Annotated in this window: 14 protein-coding genes; 3 read left to right on the plus strand and 11 right to left on the minus strand. The window is 63.2% G+C overall.

What is annotated here, in order from left to right; all coding sequences use genetic code 11:
* Nucleotides 1-5: 5 nt before the first annotated feature.
* The 11 genes from ACOQPC_RS08225 to pgi form a co-directional block, all read right to left on the minus strand.
* Nucleotides 6-1,988: an acetyl-CoA carboxylase biotin carboxylase subunit gene (locus ACOQPC_RS08225; protein ID WP_420605262.1), complete on the minus strand. Its 1,983-nt coding sequence runs from the start codon at nt 1,986-1,988 to the stop codon at nt 6-8.
* A 246-nt stretch (nt 1,989-2,234) separates the two neighbouring features.
* Complete coding sequence (gene bioB, locus ACOQPC_RS08230; RefSeq protein ID WP_420605263.1) at nt 2,235-3,245, minus strand: biotin synthase BioB; 1,011 nt, start codon at nt 3,243-3,245, stop codon at nt 2,235-2,237.
* Nucleotides 3,242-4,045, minus strand: a complete 804-nt coding sequence (locus ACOQPC_RS08235; protein WP_420605264.1) for a heme-dependent oxidative N-demethylase family protein — start codon at nt 4,043-4,045, stop codon at nt 3,242-3,244. Before ACOQPC_RS08235 ends, bioB begins: the two co-directional genes overlap by 4 nt.
* 109 nt (nt 4,046-4,154) lie before the next feature.
* The gene (scpA, locus tag ACOQPC_RS08240) at nt 4,155-6,290 is read right to left on the minus strand and encodes a methylmalonyl-CoA mutase (RefSeq protein WP_420605265.1); all 2,136 of its coding nucleotides are present in this window, start codon (nt 6,288-6,290) and stop codon (nt 4,155-4,157) included.
* A gap of 244 nt (nt 6,291-6,534) precedes the next feature.
* Nucleotides 6,535-7,335, minus strand: coding sequence for an enoyl-CoA hydratase-related protein (locus tag ACOQPC_RS08245; RefSeq protein WP_420605266.1), 801 nt, complete (start codon nt 7,333-7,335; stop codon nt 6,535-6,537).
* A gap of 130 nt (nt 7,336-7,465) precedes the next feature.
* On the minus strand, nt 7,466-7,879 hold the full coding sequence (gene mce, locus ACOQPC_RS08250; RefSeq protein WP_420605267.1) for a methylmalonyl-CoA epimerase: 414 nt from the start codon (nt 7,877-7,879) through the stop codon (nt 7,466-7,468).
* Entirely contained in the window at nt 7,876-8,085 is a 210-nt protein-coding gene (locus ACOQPC_RS08255; protein ID WP_420605268.1) for a hypothetical protein, read from the minus strand. The genes mce and ACOQPC_RS08255 overlap by 4 nt, the downstream gene beginning before the upstream one ends.
* Entirely contained in the window at nt 8,082-8,387 is a 306-nt protein-coding gene (locus ACOQPC_RS08260) for a hypothetical protein (RefSeq protein ID WP_420605269.1), read from the minus strand. The genes ACOQPC_RS08255 and ACOQPC_RS08260 overlap by 4 nt, the downstream gene beginning before the upstream one ends.
* 700 nt (nt 8,388-9,087) lie before the next feature.
* On the minus strand, nt 9,088-10,614 hold the full coding sequence (locus ACOQPC_RS08265) for an acyl-CoA carboxylase subunit beta (RefSeq protein WP_420605270.1): 1,527 nt from the start codon (nt 10,612-10,614) through the stop codon (nt 9,088-9,090).
* Nucleotides 10,615-10,776: 162 nt separating this feature from the next.
* The gene (gorA, locus tag ACOQPC_RS08270) at nt 10,777-12,126 is read right to left on the minus strand and encodes a glutathione-disulfide reductase (protein WP_420605271.1); all 1,350 of its coding nucleotides are present in this window, start codon (nt 12,124-12,126) and stop codon (nt 10,777-10,779) included.
* A gap of 276 nt (nt 12,127-12,402) precedes the next feature.
* On the minus strand, nt 12,403-13,908 hold the full coding sequence (gene pgi / locus ACOQPC_RS08275) for a glucose-6-phosphate isomerase (protein ID WP_420605272.1): 1,506 nt from the start codon (nt 13,906-13,908) through the stop codon (nt 12,403-12,405).
* A 96-nt stretch (nt 13,909-14,004) separates the two neighbouring features.
* On the opposite strand from pgi, the gene lepB reads away from it, so the two are divergent.
* From lepB to era, 3 genes are read left to right on the plus strand one after another with little or no spacing between them, the layout of a single operon-like run.
* Nucleotides 14,005-14,901: a signal peptidase I gene (lepB, locus tag ACOQPC_RS08280; RefSeq protein ID WP_420605273.1), complete on the plus strand. Its 897-nt coding sequence runs from the start codon at nt 14,005-14,007 to the stop codon at nt 14,899-14,901.
* The gene (rnc, locus tag ACOQPC_RS08285; protein ID WP_420605274.1) at nt 14,898-15,560 is read left to right on the plus strand and encodes a ribonuclease III; all 663 of its coding nucleotides are present in this window, start codon (nt 14,898-14,900) and stop codon (nt 15,558-15,560) included. The genes lepB and rnc overlap by 4 nt, the downstream gene beginning before the upstream one ends.
* Entirely contained in the window at nt 15,557-16,465 is a 909-nt protein-coding gene (gene era, locus ACOQPC_RS08290) for a GTPase Era (protein WP_420605275.1), read from the plus strand. The genes rnc and era overlap by 4 nt, the downstream gene beginning before the upstream one ends.
* The last annotated feature ends 20 nt before the right edge of the window (nt 16,466-16,485 follow it).

Genomic DNA, 16,485 nt, shown 5'->3' on the forward strand with positions numbered 1-16,485 from the left:
GATCGTCACTCAAGCTCCAATATCACCTCGTCCACCGCAAGGCTGTCACCCTCGCCCGCGTTGATCTTGGCGATGGTGCCCGCTTTCTCGGCGCGCAGGATGTTTTCCATCTTCATCGCCTCGACGGTGGCGAGCGGCTGGCCGGGCTCTATCGCATCGCCCTCGCCAACATGCAGACTGACCAGCAGGCCCGGCATCGGGCAGAGCAGCAGCTTGCTGGTGTCCGGCGGAATTTTTTCGATCATGTGCCGGGCATGCCGCGCGGCATGAGCGGGCAGCACGCGCAGATCATGGCTCGCGCCCAGCGTGTTGAAGCGGAAGCCCGCCCGGACCGGAGCGATCGAGACGACCAGCGCGTCGTCGCCGAACTCGGCCTCGACCATGCGGTCGCCCGGCGCATAGGCCATGGAGAGGCCGGTCGACGTGCCGTTCACCGTCACCTCGTCCTCCGACATGGCGACGTCGAAGAGATCGTCGCCGATCCTGACCTGCCATTCGGCCGGAGGCTGGCGCTTGGTGCCGAGCTGGCCGTCGATCAGCAGATTGCGATCGGCATGCGCGGTGGCCACGAACCCGGCGATCGCGGCGAGCCGCTGCAGCAATTCCTCGCTGGCGGGCGCGCCTTCGAACCCGTCGGGATATTCCTCGGCGATGAAATTGGTGGTGATCTCGCCCGAACGGAAACGCTCATGCTGCATCAGCGCCGACAGGAAATCGATATTGTGGCCGAGCCCGGCAATCTCGAAGCGTCCCAGTGCGTCGACCATCCGGTCGATCGCCGCGATCCGCGTGTCGCCATAGGTGATCAGCTTGGCGATCATCGGATCGTAGAACATCGAGACCTCGCCGCCCTCGGCCACGCCGTCGTCGACGCGCACATTCGCGTTCGTCTCGGGCGGGTTATAGCGCACCAGCCGCCCGATCGAGGGCAAGAACCCGCGATAAGGGTCCTCGGCATAGACGCGGCTTTCCATCGCCCAGCCGGTCAGCGTGACGTCATCCTGCGTGAACGGCAGCGGCTCGCCTGCGGCGACGCGGATCATCTGTTCGACCAGATCGACGCCGGTGATATATTCGGTCACCGGATGCTCGACCTGCAGCCGGGTGTTCATCTCGAGAAAGTAGAATCCCTCCCCCGTGGTGTCGCTGCCCGAGACGATCAGCTCGACCGTGCCCGCGCTGTAATAGCCCACCGCGCGGGCCAGCGCGACCGCTTGCTCGCCCATGCGCTTGCGCATCTCGGGCGAGACGAAGGGCGACGGTGCTTCCTCTACCACCTTCTGGTGGCGCCGCTGGATCGAGCATTCGCGCTCGCCCAGATAGACGATATTACCTTGTTGGTCGCCGAGGATCTGGATTTCGATATGGCGCGGCTGTTCGATGAATTTTTCGATGAACACACGGTCGTCGCCGAAGCTGGCGAGTCCTTCCCGCTTGGTCGCCTCGAAGCCTTCCTCGACATCCTTATCGTTCCAGGCGAGCCGCATGCCCTTGCCCCCACCGCCCGCGCTGGCCTTCATCATCACCGGATAGCCGATGGCATTGGCCGATGTCAGCGCGTCCTCGGTGGTGTCGATCGCGCCTTCGGAGCCGGGCACGGTGTTGACCCCTGCTTCGCGGGCCAGCTTTTTGGATTCGATCTTGTCGCCCATCGCCGCGATGGCATTGGCGGGCGGGCCGATAAAAGCGATGCCCGCCTCGGCGCAGGCCTTGGCAAAGCTCTCGCGCTCGGACAGGAACCCGTAGCCCGGATGGATCGCGTCGGCACCGGTGTCCTTGGCCGCCTGAATGATTTTATCCGCGAGCAGATAGGATTCAGCGGCCGGCGGCGGCCCCAGATGCACGGACTCGTCCGCCATCTCGACATGCGGGCTGCGCGCATCGGCATCGGAATAGACCGCGACGGTGGCGATGCCCATTTTCTGGGCCGAGCGCATGACGCGGCACGCGATTTCGCCGCGATTGGCGATCAGGATTTTTTTGAACATAAAACTAACCTTCGGTCGCTCGTATCCGTCGGAACGCGAGAAGGGTTCGGACAAGATCAATTAGGAATGCGATGGTGAACGCCGTAATGAAAAATGTCGCTGCTGGTGCGAAACATTCGGCCCACAAACCATTGTCGGCATTCCGAATTTTGCATTCATCCTCATAAACATGAAGCAGAACCCATAGTGTGGCACCAAAGAACCCCCAAACAAGTGCCGTCAGGGCTAGAAACCAAACCCAAGATTTCACTCCGCCGCCTCCACCGCCCTGCACGCGCGCATCGGCTCCTGCGCCACCATCGGCCTCAGCCCGAGCCGCTGCAGCATCGCCGCGTCGGCATCATCGCCCGCGTTCGCCGCCGTCAGCAGCTTGTCGCCGGTAAAAATCGAATTCGCGCCCGCCATGAAGCACAGCGCCTGCGTCGCCTCGCTCATGCTCTCGCGGCCCGCCGACAGCCGCACCATGCTCAGCGGCATGGTGATGCGCGCCGCCGCCACGGTGCGGACGAACTCGATATCGTCGATCTTGGCGAGCGGCGTATCGGCCAGCATGTCGCCGAGCACGGTGCCTTTCACCGGCACCAGCGCGTTGACCGGCACGCTTTCCGGGTGGCGTTCCAGCGTCGCCAGCGCGTGGATGAAGCCGACGCGGTGCGCGCGGGTTTCGCCCATACCGACGATGCCGCCCGAGCAGACATTGATCCCCGCGCCGCGCACATTGTCGAGCGTCTCTATGCGCTCCTCGAAGCTGCGCGTGGAGATCACCGCGTCGTAATTTTCCGGCGCGGTATCGATATTATGGTTGTAATAATCGAGCCCCGCCTCGGCGAGCATATCGGCCTGTTTCGGCGTCAGCATGCCCAGCGTCATGCAGGTTTCCAGCCCCATCGCGCGCACGCCCTGCACGATTGCGACGATCGCAGGCATGTCGCGGTCCTTGGGATTGCGCCAGGCCGCGCCCATGCAGAAGCGCTGCGAGCCGTTATCCTTGGCCTGCGCGGCCGATTGCAGCACGGCGCGCACGTCCATTAGCTTGGTTGCCTTCACGCCGCTGTCGGCATGGACCGACTGGCTGCAATAGCCGCAATCCTCCGGGCAACCGCCGGTCTTGATGCTGAGCAAGGTGCACAGCTGTACTTCGCCCGGCGCGTGATGTTTGCGATGGACCGTGGCGGCCTGATACAGCAGTTCGGTGAAGGGAAGCTCAAAGATCGCCGCGATCTCTTCGCGGGTCCAGTCGGTTCGAATCTCGGTCATGCCCCTGCGATAGCGATGCCGCGCGCCCTAGCAAACCCCTGTAGCGCGGCGGCATAATGGGGAGCGCCGCGCCGATCGCCCTCACCCATTATCAACGTGCCGACCGATCCCGCGAGCCGCGAGATATTGGCATCCGAGAGCGTGCCGAGCGGCGCGACATAGACGCCGATGGTGAACAGGATCGCGCCCGTCTCCGGCAGGCGGCGCAGCGTCTGGCGCTCGGAACGCACGAACAGGGCCTCGCCCGCATTGGCGGCGGTAACATCGGCGAAGGCCTGCTCGGGCGCAGCGGCGATCCAGCGCATCGCGGGGGTCGGCGTGATGAACCAGTTGCAGCGGCCGAACAGCCGCCCCGGGCGCAGCTTGGCCATGAAATGATCCACGCCGCTGGCGAGTTGCTCGGCAAAGCCCTGGATCGGCGCATGCATCGCGGCCAGCGGAAGGCCCATTTTGTCGGCGGGTCGCCAGTCTGACGGAAAGGCCACCGCCGCTCCGACAAGGCGGTAGAAATTTTCGTCGTTGCGGCGCGTGAGCAGGCACATGTCCTCCCAATGCGCTTTCGCGGCTTGCGGGAGGCCACCGTCGACGCCGAGCATGGCGGCCAGCTCGCGGCCCGCCGCTTCGCCCTCGGGAGAAAGCTGCACGGCCTCGGGAAAATCCGCGAACCCTTGCGCGCGCGCATTGACGTGCGGCGCTGGCTGGAGCCAATCTTCCTCGGACAGCGCGAGCAGCCCCATTTTGAGCTGCCCCCCGCCCCGCGCCTTGGGCAGCAACTCGTCGACGGAAAAGCCCAGGGTCATTTATTGTCGGACATATTCTTGTGCTCCTGCGAAGGCAGGAGCCCATCACCAAACCTCACCTGCTGGGCTCCGGCCTTCGCCGGAGCACAAACAGCTTTGCGCCGCAAACTCACTCCGCCGCTTCCTCCAGCGGAGGCAGATTATGCCCTAGCAGCTGCAGCACCTCGCCCGCAGCCTCAACCAGATTGGTGCCCGGACCGAAGATCGCCTGCACCCCTGCTTCGCGCAGAAAATCATAATCCTTGGGCGGAATGACGCCGCCGGCAATGACCTTGATGTCCGCGCGGCCCGCCTCGGCCAGCTTGCCGATCAGCTCCGGGATCAGCGTCATGTGACCGGCGGCGAGCGAGCTTGCCCCGACCACGTCGACATCCTTGTCCACCGCCCAATCCGCCGCTTCGCCCGGTGTCTGGAACAGCGGGCCGCTGATGATCTCGAACCCGAGATCGGCGAAGGCGGACGCGACCAGATTGGCCCCGCGGTCATGCCCGTCCTGCCCCATCTTCGCGACCATCATGCGCGGCTTGCGGCCCAGCCGGCGCTCCACTGCATCGACGCCATCCCCCGCGCGCAGCCAGCGCGGGTCGTTCTCGTACGCCCCGCCATAGACGCCGCTGACCGGCTGCGGTACGGTATCGAACCGCCCGAACACATCCTCCATCGCCGCCGATATCTCGCCCAGCGTACAGCGCGCTCGAGCCGCTTCGACGCATAGCGCGAGGAGGTTGGCATCGCCCTTCGCGCCAGTCCGGAGAGTATCCAGAGCCTGCTTCGCCGCCGCCTCGTCGCGCTCGCTCCGGGTCTGCTCGATCCGCTTGATCTGGTCACGCCGGACACGCGCATTGTCGATGTCGAGCGTTTCCATATCGTCTTCTTCGGGAAGCCGATATTTGTTCACGCCGACGATGACCTGCTCGCCGCGGTCGATGGCGGCGGCCTTGCCCGCGGCGGCTTCCTCGATATGCCGTTTCGGCAAGCCCTCGGCGACCGCCCTGGTCATGCCGCCGGCCGCCTCGACCTCGTCGATCAGTCCCTTGGCCTTGTCTACCAGCGCCTGCGTCAGGCTCTCGACATAATAGCTCCCGCCCAGCGGATCGGCGACATCGGTGATGCCCGCCTCCTCCTGCAGGATCAGCTGTGTGTTGCGCGCGATCCGCGCCGAACGGTCGGTCGGCAGCGCCACGGCTTCATCGAAACTGTTGGTGTGGAGGCTCTGGGTGCCGCCCAGCGTGGCGGCCATCGCCTCGATCGTGGTGCGCACGACGTTGTTATAGGGGTCCTGCTCGGTCAGCGAGACGCCGCTGGTCTGGCAGTGCGTGCGCAGCATCTTGGACTTGGGGTCCTGCGCGCCGAAATCATGCATGATGTCGTGCCACAGCTTGCGCGCGGCGCGCAGCTTGGCGACTTCCATGAAGAAGTTCATGCCGATGCCCCAGAAGAAGCTCAGCCGCGGCGCGAAGCTGTCCACCGGCAGCCCTTTCGCCATCGCGGCGCGGACATATTCCATGCCGTCGGCCAGCGTATAGGCCAGCTCCTGCACCGCCGTCGCCCCGGCCTCGTGCATATGATAGCCGCTGATCGAGATGCTGTTGAAGCGCGGCATATGCTCGGCGGTGTAACCGATGATATCCGCCACGATCCGCATGCTCGGTTCGGGCGGATAGATATAGGTGTTGCGGACCATGAACTCCTTCAGGATGTCGTTCTGGATGGTCCCCGAAAGCTGTTTCTGGTCGACGCCCTGCTCCTCGGCCGCGACGATGTAGAACGCCAGCACCGGCAGCACCGCGCCGTTCATGGTCATCGAAACCGACATCTGATCGAGCGGGATCTGATCGAACAGGATCTTCATGTCGGCCAGCGTGTCGATCGCTACACCCGCCTTGCCGACATCGCCGGTGACGCGCGAATGATCGCTGTCATAGCCGCGATGGGTGGCCAGATCGAACGCGACGGAGAGGCCCTTCTGCCCCGCGGCGAGATTGCGGCGATAGAAGGCGTTCGATTCCTCGGCGGTCGAGAAACCCGCATATTGGCGGATCGTCCAGGGTCGGCCGGTGTACATCGAGGCATAGGGCCCGCGCGTATAGGGTTCGAAGCCGGGTAGGCCCGGGTCGATCGCGTCCGCGCTGGTGTAGAGCGGCTTGACGGTGATCCCCTCGGGCGTCTCGCGCGTCAAATCGCGGCCCTTGGTTTCCTTGGCGGCGCGGTCCTGCCAGTCGGCATAGGTCGGTTTGTCGGTCATGGCCCCTTGTAACCATAAGCCCCGAGCCTGTCGAAGGGCGTTTACGCCCGGGAAGCGTCCTATTGCTTGTTCGTCACCCCAGCGAAAGCTGGGGTCTCAGGCCGGATTGCAAAAACGCTGGAGATGCCAGCTTTCGCTGGCATGACGGACAGAGGGGGCAGACGCCGTCGTGAACCTTTGCCTAACTGGGTTTGCTAAAAAGCCAATCGCCTTCAACAGGTTCGGGATTGAGAAAATTATCGGATTATTCTCCGGTGAAATCCGCCGTTTGCTTCTTCAGAAACGCCGCCGCGCCGATCCGCGCGTCGGCGCTGTTGCCGGCATCGCGCTGGGCATCGGCCTCGGCCGCGAGCGCACCGGCGAAATCACGATCGAGATTTTCCGCCGCGCAGCGCCGCATCAGGCCGAGCGCCCTGGTCGGCCCCTTGGCGAGCCGCTGCGCCAGCGCGGTCGCTTCGGTCGGCAGCGAGGCGTCGTCGACGACGCTGTAGATCATACCCCAGTCGAGCGCCTTCACCGCATCGATCTTCTCGCCCAGCATCATCATCTCGAACGCGCGCGCCTTGCCGATCAGGCGCGGCAGCGTCCAACTCGCGCCGCCATCGGGCACCAGCCCGATATTGACGAACGCCTGCAGGAAATAGGCCGATCGGCCCGCGATCACGAAATCGCCCGCCAGTGCGATCGAGCAGCCGATCCCCGCAGCCGGACCGTTGACCGCGGTGATCAGCGGCACCGGAAGCGCGGCCAGTTTCCGCATCATCGGGTTGTAATGACCGGTGAGCGAAGCTTGCGCCGCGTCGCCGCCGAACCCTTCGTTGCGATCGCGCCCGCCCGCCAGGTCCGCGCCCGAACAGAACGCCCTGCCCTCGCCGGTGATCAGCACCGCGCGCATCTTGTGCGTGAGTGCGCTGTCCAGCGCCTGCACGATCTCGTCCGCCATCCGCGGCGGCGCGGCATTCAGCCGTTCGGGCCGGTCCAGCGTGATCGCGGCGACATGCGCGTCCTCGTCGAGCGCGAGGCGGATCGTTTGGCAGGTCGACATCGGTCGGTTCCTCGTACGTCATCCCGGGCTTGACCCGGGATCCAGGGCGGGATGGCATTGCTGCGGCACTCTGAACCCTGATTCAAGTTCAGGGTGACGATTTTTTCGGATTTGGGCGTACCCGGCAATGTCAGTGCTTCGGCGTCTCCATGATCTCGGTCAGCATCCCGCCCATGTCCTTTGGGTGGACGAAGAAGATCAATGTACCATGCGCGCCGATCCGCGGCTCGCCCAGCACGCGCTTGCCCGCCGCCTCGAATTCCGCCTTGGCAGCGTGGATATCGGGCACCTCGAAACAGACATGATGCTGCCCGCCGAGCGGATTGCTCTTCAGGAAACCTTGGATCGGGCTGTCCTCGCCGAGCGGCTCGATCAACTCGATCTGGCAATTGGGGGCATCGACGAAGCATACTTTGACGCCCTGCGCCGGCATGTCGAACGGCTCGCCGATGCGCGTGGCGCCCATGACGTCGCGCCAATGCGCGATGCTGTCGGCGATGGACGGCGTCGCGACGCCGACATGGTTGAGGGGGCCGAGTTTCACTTTCCTTCAATCCACTTTTGTCGCGCTCCGGCGCCTTTAAGGTAGCCTTCGATGCCGGCGACACGTTCAGCCAGTTCGGCATGGCTTTTCGCAAGCGATCCAAGATCGCCCGAAAGTTCCTTCATCTCACCTTCGATCCGGTCGAAGCGCTCGTTCGCCAGCATAATCGATTTGATGGCGCCATAGGCCTTATCGAGCCCGCTCACTTCGTCGCCTCGACACGTTCCAAAGAGTCGGCAATGGCTCTTCTCGCCCGGTCTATGCTTGCTTCCATCGAGTCGAAATTCGCGTTCCAGCGCGGAACCGCTTGCTCCAGTTCTTGCACCAACAATTCGAGCAGCTCCTCGGTCTGCGCTTGCTCATCGCAATCGTCGGAACGCTCCGCCATATAACGCGTCGTCGCCTCGCGCACGACGCTGCCAACCGATTCCCCGCGAGCCTTCGCGAAGGCCTCAAGCGCAGCCTTTTGCTCGGCATTGGTAAGATAGGTTACGCGTTCGGACTGCATGGCATCGCTCCTTCACATGACCTTATAATGTGAAGGAGCGGCATCGGCAATGGGTAAGTGCGCCTATCACGTCGAGTCAGGAGGCGATGCTGTCAGCGATCGACGGCGTTGCGACGCCGACATGATGGTGGGTACCGAGGTTCATTCGATCATTCCAAAATGACGGAAAGCATTTTCAATTGGTGCGCGCTTATTGGGAGGGCACGGATATATTCGGCTTTGTGACTGCCGATTTGGGGCTTGACGCCTTATCAAGCCGTAATCAGATTTTACATCTGCAATCCAGCAAGTTTTTGGTACGTACCCGGCTCTTGCTTTTACGTAATCTGAAGTTCTTTATAAGTTGCCATTACGGACTCTTTATTCTGGATCTGGATGAGGAGGGCCGCCGGTGTTCCATACAACAGTAAGGTCAGGACCAGTGACTTCTCCTATTGCAGGCCACACAAGGTATCCAACCCATGCTTGATCACCGTCGGGAGTGCGCGTACATGCGACCAAATATTCTCCCGGTGAAGTCTTGCTCGACTTCTGATAGAATTCTCCGCATCCCGTTATATTTTTTGAGGCCAAAGTTCTCATTACTTCACCAGTAGGTTCACTCCAAGCACCAGAATACTGCTCCTTAACCGTTGGCGTAGGCCCACATGCTACTAAGAGGGCGCTAAATGCTAACGAAATAATCCTCACATTAAGTCTCCTACAACGGAATATTATCATGCTTCTTCCACGGGTTCTCGAGCTGTTTCGTCCGCAGCTTGCGTAGCCCACTGGCGATGCGGAGGCGCGTGGAGTGCGGCATGATCACCTCGTCGATAAAGCCCTTGCTCGCCGCCACGAACGGGTTGGCGAAGCGGTCCTCATATTCCTTCGTGCGCTCGGCGATCTCTTCCTCGCTCTGGTTGCGGAAGATGATCTCGACCGCGCCCTTGGCGCCCATCACGGCGATTTCGGCGGTGGGCCAGGCATAGTTCAGATCGCCACGCAGATGTTTCGAGCTCATCACGTCATAGGCGCCGCCATAGGCCTTGCGCGTGATCACGGTGATCTTGGGCACGGTGGCTTCGGCATAGGCGAACAGCAGCTTGGCGCCGTGCTTGATGATGCCATTATGCTCCTGGCTCGTGCCGGGCAGGAAGCCGGGCACGTCGACGAATGTCAGGATCGGGATGCTGAACGCATCGCAATAACGCACGAACCGCGCCGCCTTTTTTGCGCTGTTGATGTCGAGCACGCCGGCCAGCACCATCGGCTGGTTGGCGACCACGCCCACGGTGCGTCCCTCGACCCGGCCGAAGCCGCAGATGATGTTGCCGGCATGGGCGGGCTGCACCTCGAAGAAATCGCCCTCGTCGAGCGTCTTGGCGATCACCTCGTGCATGTCATAGGGCTGGTTGGCATTGGTCGGGATGATCCGGTCCAGCCCCATCTCGATGCGGTCGTGCGGATCGGCGGTCGGACGCTCGGGCACCTCCTCGCGGTTCGACAGCGGCATGAAATCGATGAAATCGCGCGCGGCGAGCAGCGCCTCGATATCGTTATCGAACGCGACGTCGGCGACGGAGCTCTTGGTCGTATGCGTGATCGCGCCGCCGAGTTCTTCTTGCGTGACCACCTCGTTGGTTACGGTCTTGACCACGTCCGGGCCGGTGACGAACATGTAGCTCGAATCCTTCACCATGAAGATGAAGTCGGTCATCGCCGGGCTGTACACCGCGCCGCCCGCGCACGGCCCCATGATCAGGCTGAGCTGTGGCACCACGCCGCTCGCGAGCACGTTGCGCTGAAACACCTCGGCATAACCGCCAAGGCTCGCGACGCCCTCCTGTATCCGCGCGCCGCCGCTGTCGTTGAGCCCGACAACGGGCGCGCCGACCTTCATCGCCATGTCCATCACCTTGCAGATCTTTTCCGCATGGCGCTCGGACAGCGACCCGCCGAACACGGTGAAATCCTGGCTGAACACGAACACGAGGCGGCCGTTGATCGTGCCCGATCCGGTGACCACGCCGTCGCCCGGAATATGCTGCTCGTCCATGCCGAAATCGACGCAATTATGTTCGACGTAGCGGTCATATTCCTCGAAACTGTCGGGATCGAGCAGCACGTCGAGCCGTTCGCGTGCGGTCAGCTTGCCCTTGGCATGCTGCGCATCGATCCGCTTCTGCCCGCCGCCCAGTTCGGCCTGCGCGCGCTTTTCTTTCAGCTGGTCGAGGATGTGCTGCATGGGATGCCCTTGTGCGGTGAAACTAGTGCGGTGGTCATTCCAGACAGTACAGGCTTTGGCAACGGGCTAGGAGGGGCAACGAAACGGCGAGTGGGTTTGCAAACCTTCCCTGGCCGACAACGGACGTGGTGGACGCAAGCAATCTCGTTCCCCTGCGCCCCCTCACTTCATCAGCACCAGTTCCTCGGCCATGCTGGGATGCAGCGCGACGGTGTCGTCGAACGCCTGCTTGGTCAGTCCCGCCTTCACCGCGACCGCCGCGGCCTGCAGGATTTCCGGCGCTTCCGGGCCGATCATGTGCAGGCCGACGATCTTGCCGTTTTCGCCGTCGCAGATCATCTTATACAGGCCGCGCTCGTTGCGGTTCGCCAGCACATTCTTCATCGGGCGGAAGTCCGAGGTGTAGACCTTGACCGATCCCAGCGTCTCCTTGGCCTTGCTTTCGGTCATTCCGACGCCCGCGATCGGCGGATGGCTGAACACCGCGGCGGGGACATTTTCATAGTCCACCTGATGCGGATCGTCGTTGAACACGGTGTCGGCAAAGGCCTGGCCTTCGCGGATCGCGATCGGGGTCAGCTGCATGCGGTTGGTGACGTCGCCGATGGCGTAGATGCTGTCGACATCGGTCTTCGACCAGTCGTCGACCACCACCGCGCCTTTGTCGTCCACCGTCACGCCGGCCTTGTCCAGCCCCAGCCTGCCGGTATTGGGCACGCGCCCGGTGGCGAACATCACGCAATCGACCTCGACATCCTCATGCCCCGTCATCGAGACGCTGAGGCAGCCGTTTTTCGTTTTCTCGATCCCGCGAAACTCGGCGTGGAATTTGAAATCTATCCCTTTCATCATCGATATCTGCAGCAGCCGGTCGCGAATCTGGTGATCGTAATTGCGCAAGATCACGTCGGTGCGGTTGATCAGCGTCACCGTCGATCCGAATTCGTTGAAGATGCCGGCGAACTCGTTGGCGATGTAGCCCGCGCCCGCGATCAATATGCGCTTTGGAACGTCATCCAGATGGAACGCTTCGTTGGAGGTGATGCCGAGCTCATGTCCGGGGCATTGCGGAACGTGCGGTGTGGCGCCGGTGGCGATCAGAATATATTTGGCGGTGACGGTCTTGCCGCTGGCCAGCTTCACCTCGTGCGGGCCGACGACTTCCGCGCGCTCGTCGATGATCTCGGCGCCGTGGTTGGTCAGCGTTTCGCGGTAGACGGAATTGATGCGGTCGACCTCCTCGAACACATTGTCACGCAGCGTGGCCCAGCTGAAATCACAGCGGTCGGGCACGTCCCAGCCGAAGCGCTTGGCGTCCTTCAGGTCCTCGGCGAAATGCGCGCCGTAGACGAGCAGTTTCTTGGGCACGCAGCCGCGGATGACGCAGGTCCCGCCGACGCGATATTCCTCGGCCACCGCGACTTTTGCGCCATGGCTCGCCGCCACCCGGCTCGCGCGCACCCCGCCCGAGCCCGCGCCGATGGTGAAAAGGTCGTAGTCGTATTTGGCCATGGGGCGAGCGTCTTTCGCTGAGAATTGGAAAGCCCCGATATGGGGTGGATGAGAGGGGCCGCAAACATTAGGGTCAGGCCCATTAAGCTTTCTTCGTCATTCCGGAAGCCGATTTTCCCCAAATGTGTGATTTGGCTGGAAAATCGAGCTATCCGGAATCCAGGGCCTACAACGGCATTGCTTGCCGCCCTGGATTCCGGATCGAGCATCGCCAACGGAAAATTGACGTTTTCCGGGCGAAGCTATGTCCGGAATGACGATTGATAGTCCTGACCCTTAGGCAGGATCGCCGAGGGCCGCTTCCATCAGCGCCTTGGTCGACGCATCGAAATCGTCCATGCCGCCCTCCTCGATCGACCGCGCCATGTCCTTGCCCAGCTCCACGCCGAACTGGTCGAACGGATTGATGCCCAGCAGCACTGCGTTCACGAACGTCCGATGCTCGTAAAAGGCCAGCATCGCGCCAAGGATCGCGGGGGTGACGTCCTCGATCAGCAGCGTTGTCGACGGCCGATCGCCGGGATAGCTGCGCGCCGGATCGTCGGTCCGCTTGCCCGCCATCAGCGCCGCGCCCTGCGCGAAACAGTTCGCCAGCAGCGCCTCGTGATGGGCATCGTCGAAATCATGGCCGGGCTCCCTGGCGGCGATGAATTCCACCGGCACCAGCATGGTGCCCTGGTGGAGCAGCTGGAACACCGCATGCTGCGCATCGGTGCCGACCCCGCCCCAGGTGATCGGCGCGGTCGGATAATCGAGCGCTTCGCCGGTAGACGTCACCGACTTGCCGTTCGATTCCATCTCCAGCTGCTGAAGATAGCTCGGTAGTAGCCGGAGCCGCTCGTCATAAGCGAATACCGCGCGAGTCTGCGCGCCGCGGCCTTGCGTGTAATAGAGATCGGCAAAGGCGGCCATCACCGGCGCATTGTCGCGCCAATTGGCATGGGCGAAATGCCGGTCCATCTGCGCGGCGCCCTCCAGCATCTCCTCATAGGCCGCCCAGCCTAGACCGAGCACGGCGGGAAAGCCGATCGAGCTCCACAGCGAATAGCGGCCGCCGACGCTTTCCGAAAACGGCAGGATGCGCGTTTCGTCGACGCCCCATTCCAGCGCCTTGTCCGGGTTGGCGGTGAGCGCGACCACGCGGCCATAGGGATCGTCCACCCCGCCGCCCCGCATCCACTGCATCGCGCTCTCCAGATTGAGCAGCGTTTCGGCGGTCGTGAACGTCTTGGATGCGGCGGCGAGCAGGGTGGTCTTGGGATCGAGACCCTGCACCGCCTCGGCCATCGCCGCGCCATCGACATTGGAGACCACGCGCACCGCGATACCGCCGGCATCGCGGTCCAGCGCGTCGATCAGCAGCTTGGGTCCCAGCGCCGATCCGCCGATGCCGATATGGATGAGCGTCTCGATCTCGCCGAACGCCCCGGCCTCGATCACCTCGACCAGCGCGCGCATGCGTTGATGAAAGGTCCGCGCCAGTTCGACGGCTTCGGGTGAGCCCGATCCGCGCTCGGCGGTATGTTCGGCGGCGCGGCCCTCGGTCGGGTTGACGATCGCGCCCGACAGCAATTTCTGACGCATATCGGCCAGCCCCATCGCTTCGGCGCGCGCCTCGAAACCGGCGATGAGCGCCTCGTCCAGATGCGTCTTGGACCAATCGAAACGGATGCCCGCCTGCTCGATCGTCAGCGCCGCCACGCGCGCTTCGGCACCGCGATCGAACAGCGCTTTCAGGGTCGGACGCTCATCCTCATTCAGAAACTGCCAATCGCCGTCCATTGCCTGTCCTTTTGCCGCGGGCTCCAAAGGCTGGTCTTTAGGCACCCGCGCGCCTATGTGGCCAGACTTGCCCAACAATATTTTCCGGTCCAACCTATGATCAACAGCGCGCGGGACGATGACGCCGCCGAACCGCGCGATGCGCCGGGATTGCAAAGCCCAGCGGGCGAGCGCGAGAAGCGTTCCGAATGGTGGGACCTTGCGCTGTACCTGCTCAAGGTGCTGCTGATCATCATGGCGATCCGCAGCTTTGTCGTCGCCCCGTTCAACATCCCGTCGGAATCGATGCAGCCGCGACTGCTGGTGGGCGATTATCTGCTCGTCGCCAAATGGCCCTATGGCTATTCGAAATATTCGCTGCCCGGCGATGTTCCGCTGATCCCCGGCCGCATCTTTGCCCGCCAGCCGGATCGCGGCGATGTGGTGGTGTTCAAGGCGCCGCCGGACAATCGCACCGATTATATCAAGCGCGTGATCGGTCTGCCGGGCGATACCGTGCGGGTACAAAAGGGCGCGGTTTTCCTCAACGGCAAGGCGCTGCCCAAACAGCGCATCGCGGACCTACTGCTGCCCGTCACGCCGAACATGGTTACCGCCGCCGATGTCGCCGGTTCGCCCTATCCATGCTATTCGCCGCAGTTCGACGAGACCATCGATGGCCAGGATTATTGCCGCTATCCGCGCTACCGCGAAACCTTGCCGTCGGGCAAAAGCTATGAAATCCTCGACCTCATCCAGGGCGGCATGGGCGACGACACGATGACCTTTACCGTGCCGGAGGGCTCGCTGTTTCTGATGGGCGACAATCGCGATCGCAGCGCCGACAGCCGCTTTCCGGCGGAAATCGGCGGCGCGATCGGCATCGTGCCGCAATCGGATCTGATCGGCCGCGCGCTCGTCGGCATTTTCTCGACCGACGGTTCGGCCGAATGGGCGAAACCGTGGACGTGGGTCTCGGCCGCGCGTGGCGAGCGGATCGGCAAGGGCTTTTGAGCGATCTCTCGGCCTGGCTCGCCGCTACCGGCATCGAAAAGGTCGGCGACCTGCCGCTTTACGAGCGCGCGATGACTCATGGCAGCACCGGCAGGCCCGATTACCAGCGGCTCGAGTTTCTGGGTGACCGGGTGCTCGGCCTGGCCGTCGCCGAGATGCTCTACGACCAGTTCCCTGACGAGCCCGAAGGTAAGCTTTCGCATCGCCTCAACGCACTCGTTTCGGGCACGACCTGCGCCGAGGTCGCCCGCTCGCTGGATGCGGGCCCGCTGATCATCCTCGGCAAGCAGGCGCGCAGCGACGGCGCGGCGGAAAGCGACAACGTCCTCGGCGACGTGATGGAATCGATCATCGGTGCGCTGTTTCTCGATCAGGGCATCGATCCGGCGCGCCGCTTCGTGGAATCGCTGTGGCGCGACAGGATCATCGCGGCGGCAACGGCCCCGCGCCATCCCAAATCGCTACTGCAGGAATGGGCGGCAAGCAGCGCCAGGCGCCCACCGGTGTATGAAATCGTGGCAAGAACCGGTCCCGCCCATTCGCGCCTGTTCAAGGTGAGCGTGAGCGTCAAAGGGCTCGATCCCATCACCGCGACCGCGCCGAGTAAGCGGGAGGCCGAGACTCGCGCCGCCAAGGCTTTTCTGGAGAAATATCGTTGACCGAACTAGCCGCCGAAACCCGATGCGGAGTGGCTGCTTTGCTGGGTGCCCCCAATGCCGGCAAATCGACGCTCACCAACGCGCTGGTCGGCCAGAAGGTGGCGATCACCAGCGCCAAGCCGCAAACCTCGCGCACCCGCCTGATCGGCGTCGCGATCGAGGGCAATACGCAACTCCTGCTGGTCGATACGCCGGGCATTTTCGCGCCGCGCCGACGGCTCGACCGCGCGATGGTTAGCGCCGCCTGGGAGGGCGCGAGCGACGCCGATGTGCTGCTGTTCGTGGTCGATTCCAAGGCGGGCGCGGGCCCCAAGCTCGACTCGCTGATCGAAAACCTGAACCAGCGTCCGGGCCGCAAATGGCTGGTGATGAACAAGGTCGATATCGCGGCCAAGGACAAGCTGCTGGTGCTCACCGAAAAGCTGAACGGCGCGGTGATGTTCGAGCATACATGGTTCGTCAGCGCCGAGACCGGCGACGGCCTGCCCGAGCTCAAGACCGCCATCGCGGACGCCATGCCCGAAGGCCCCTGGCATTTCCCGGAGGACCAGGTGTCCGACGTATCACAGCGCCTGCTCGCCACCGAGATCACCCGCGAACAGATCTATCGCCAGCTCCACGCCGAACTCCCCTATGCTAGCGCGGTCGACAGCGAACAATATATCGAACGGCCCGACGGCTCGTTGGAGATTCACCAGCAAATCTTGGTCGCGCGTGACAGCCAGAAAGCGATCGTGCTGGGCAAGAAGGGCGCACGCATCAAGGCGATCGGCGAGGCCTCCCGCAAGGAACTAAGCGCATTGCTCGGCGTGCCGGTGCATCTCTACCTGCACGTCAAGGTCAAGGCGAACTGGGACGACAGCCGCGAGCTGTTCGAGAATATCGGACTCGACTGGGTGGAGTGATTGTCACGATGTGAACCACC

Origin of the sequence: Novosphingopyxis sp., assembly GCF_965218915.1 — a bacterium.
Lineage (GTDB): Bacteria > Pseudomonadota > Alphaproteobacteria > Sphingomonadales > Sphingomonadaceae > Novosphingopyxis.

Excerpts from the sequence above, each read along its gene's own strand:
- ACOQPC_RS08225 (WP_420605262.1), bottom strand. The coding sequence starts at position 1,988 with ATGTTCAAAAAAATCCTGATCGCCAATCGCGGCGAAATCGCGTGCCGC.
- bioB (WP_420605263.1), bottom strand. The coding sequence starts at position 3,245 with ATGACCGAGATTCGAACCGACTGGACCCGCGAAGAGATCGCGGCGATC.
- ACOQPC_RS08235 (WP_420605264.1), bottom strand. The coding sequence starts at position 4,045 with ATGACCCTGGGCTTTTCCGTCGACGAGTTGCTGCCCAAGGCGCGGGGC.
- scpA (WP_420605265.1), bottom strand. The coding sequence starts at position 6,290 with ATGACCGACAAACCGACCTATGCCGACTGGCAGGACCGCGCCGCCAAG.
- ACOQPC_RS08245 (WP_420605266.1), bottom strand. The coding sequence starts at position 7,335 with ATGTCGACCTGCCAAACGATCCGCCTCGCGCTCGACGAGGACGCGCAT.
- ACOQPC_RS08260 (WP_420605269.1), bottom strand. The coding sequence starts at position 8,387 with ATGCAGTCCGAACGCGTAACCTATCTTACCAATGCCGAGCAAAAGGCT.
- ACOQPC_RS08265 (WP_420605270.1), bottom strand. The coding sequence starts at position 10,614 with ATGCAGCACATCCTCGACCAGCTGAAAGAAAAGCGCGCGCAGGCCGAA.
- gorA (WP_420605271.1), bottom strand. The coding sequence starts at position 12,126 with ATGGCCAAATACGACTACGACCTTTTCACCATCGGCGCGGGCTCGGGC.
- pgi (WP_420605272.1), bottom strand. The coding sequence starts at position 13,908 with ATGGACGGCGATTGGCAGTTTCTGAATGAGGATGAGCGTCCGACCCTG.
- lepB (WP_420605273.1), top strand. The coding sequence starts at position 14,005 with ATGATCAACAGCGCGCGGGACGATGACGCCGCCGAACCGCGCGATGCG.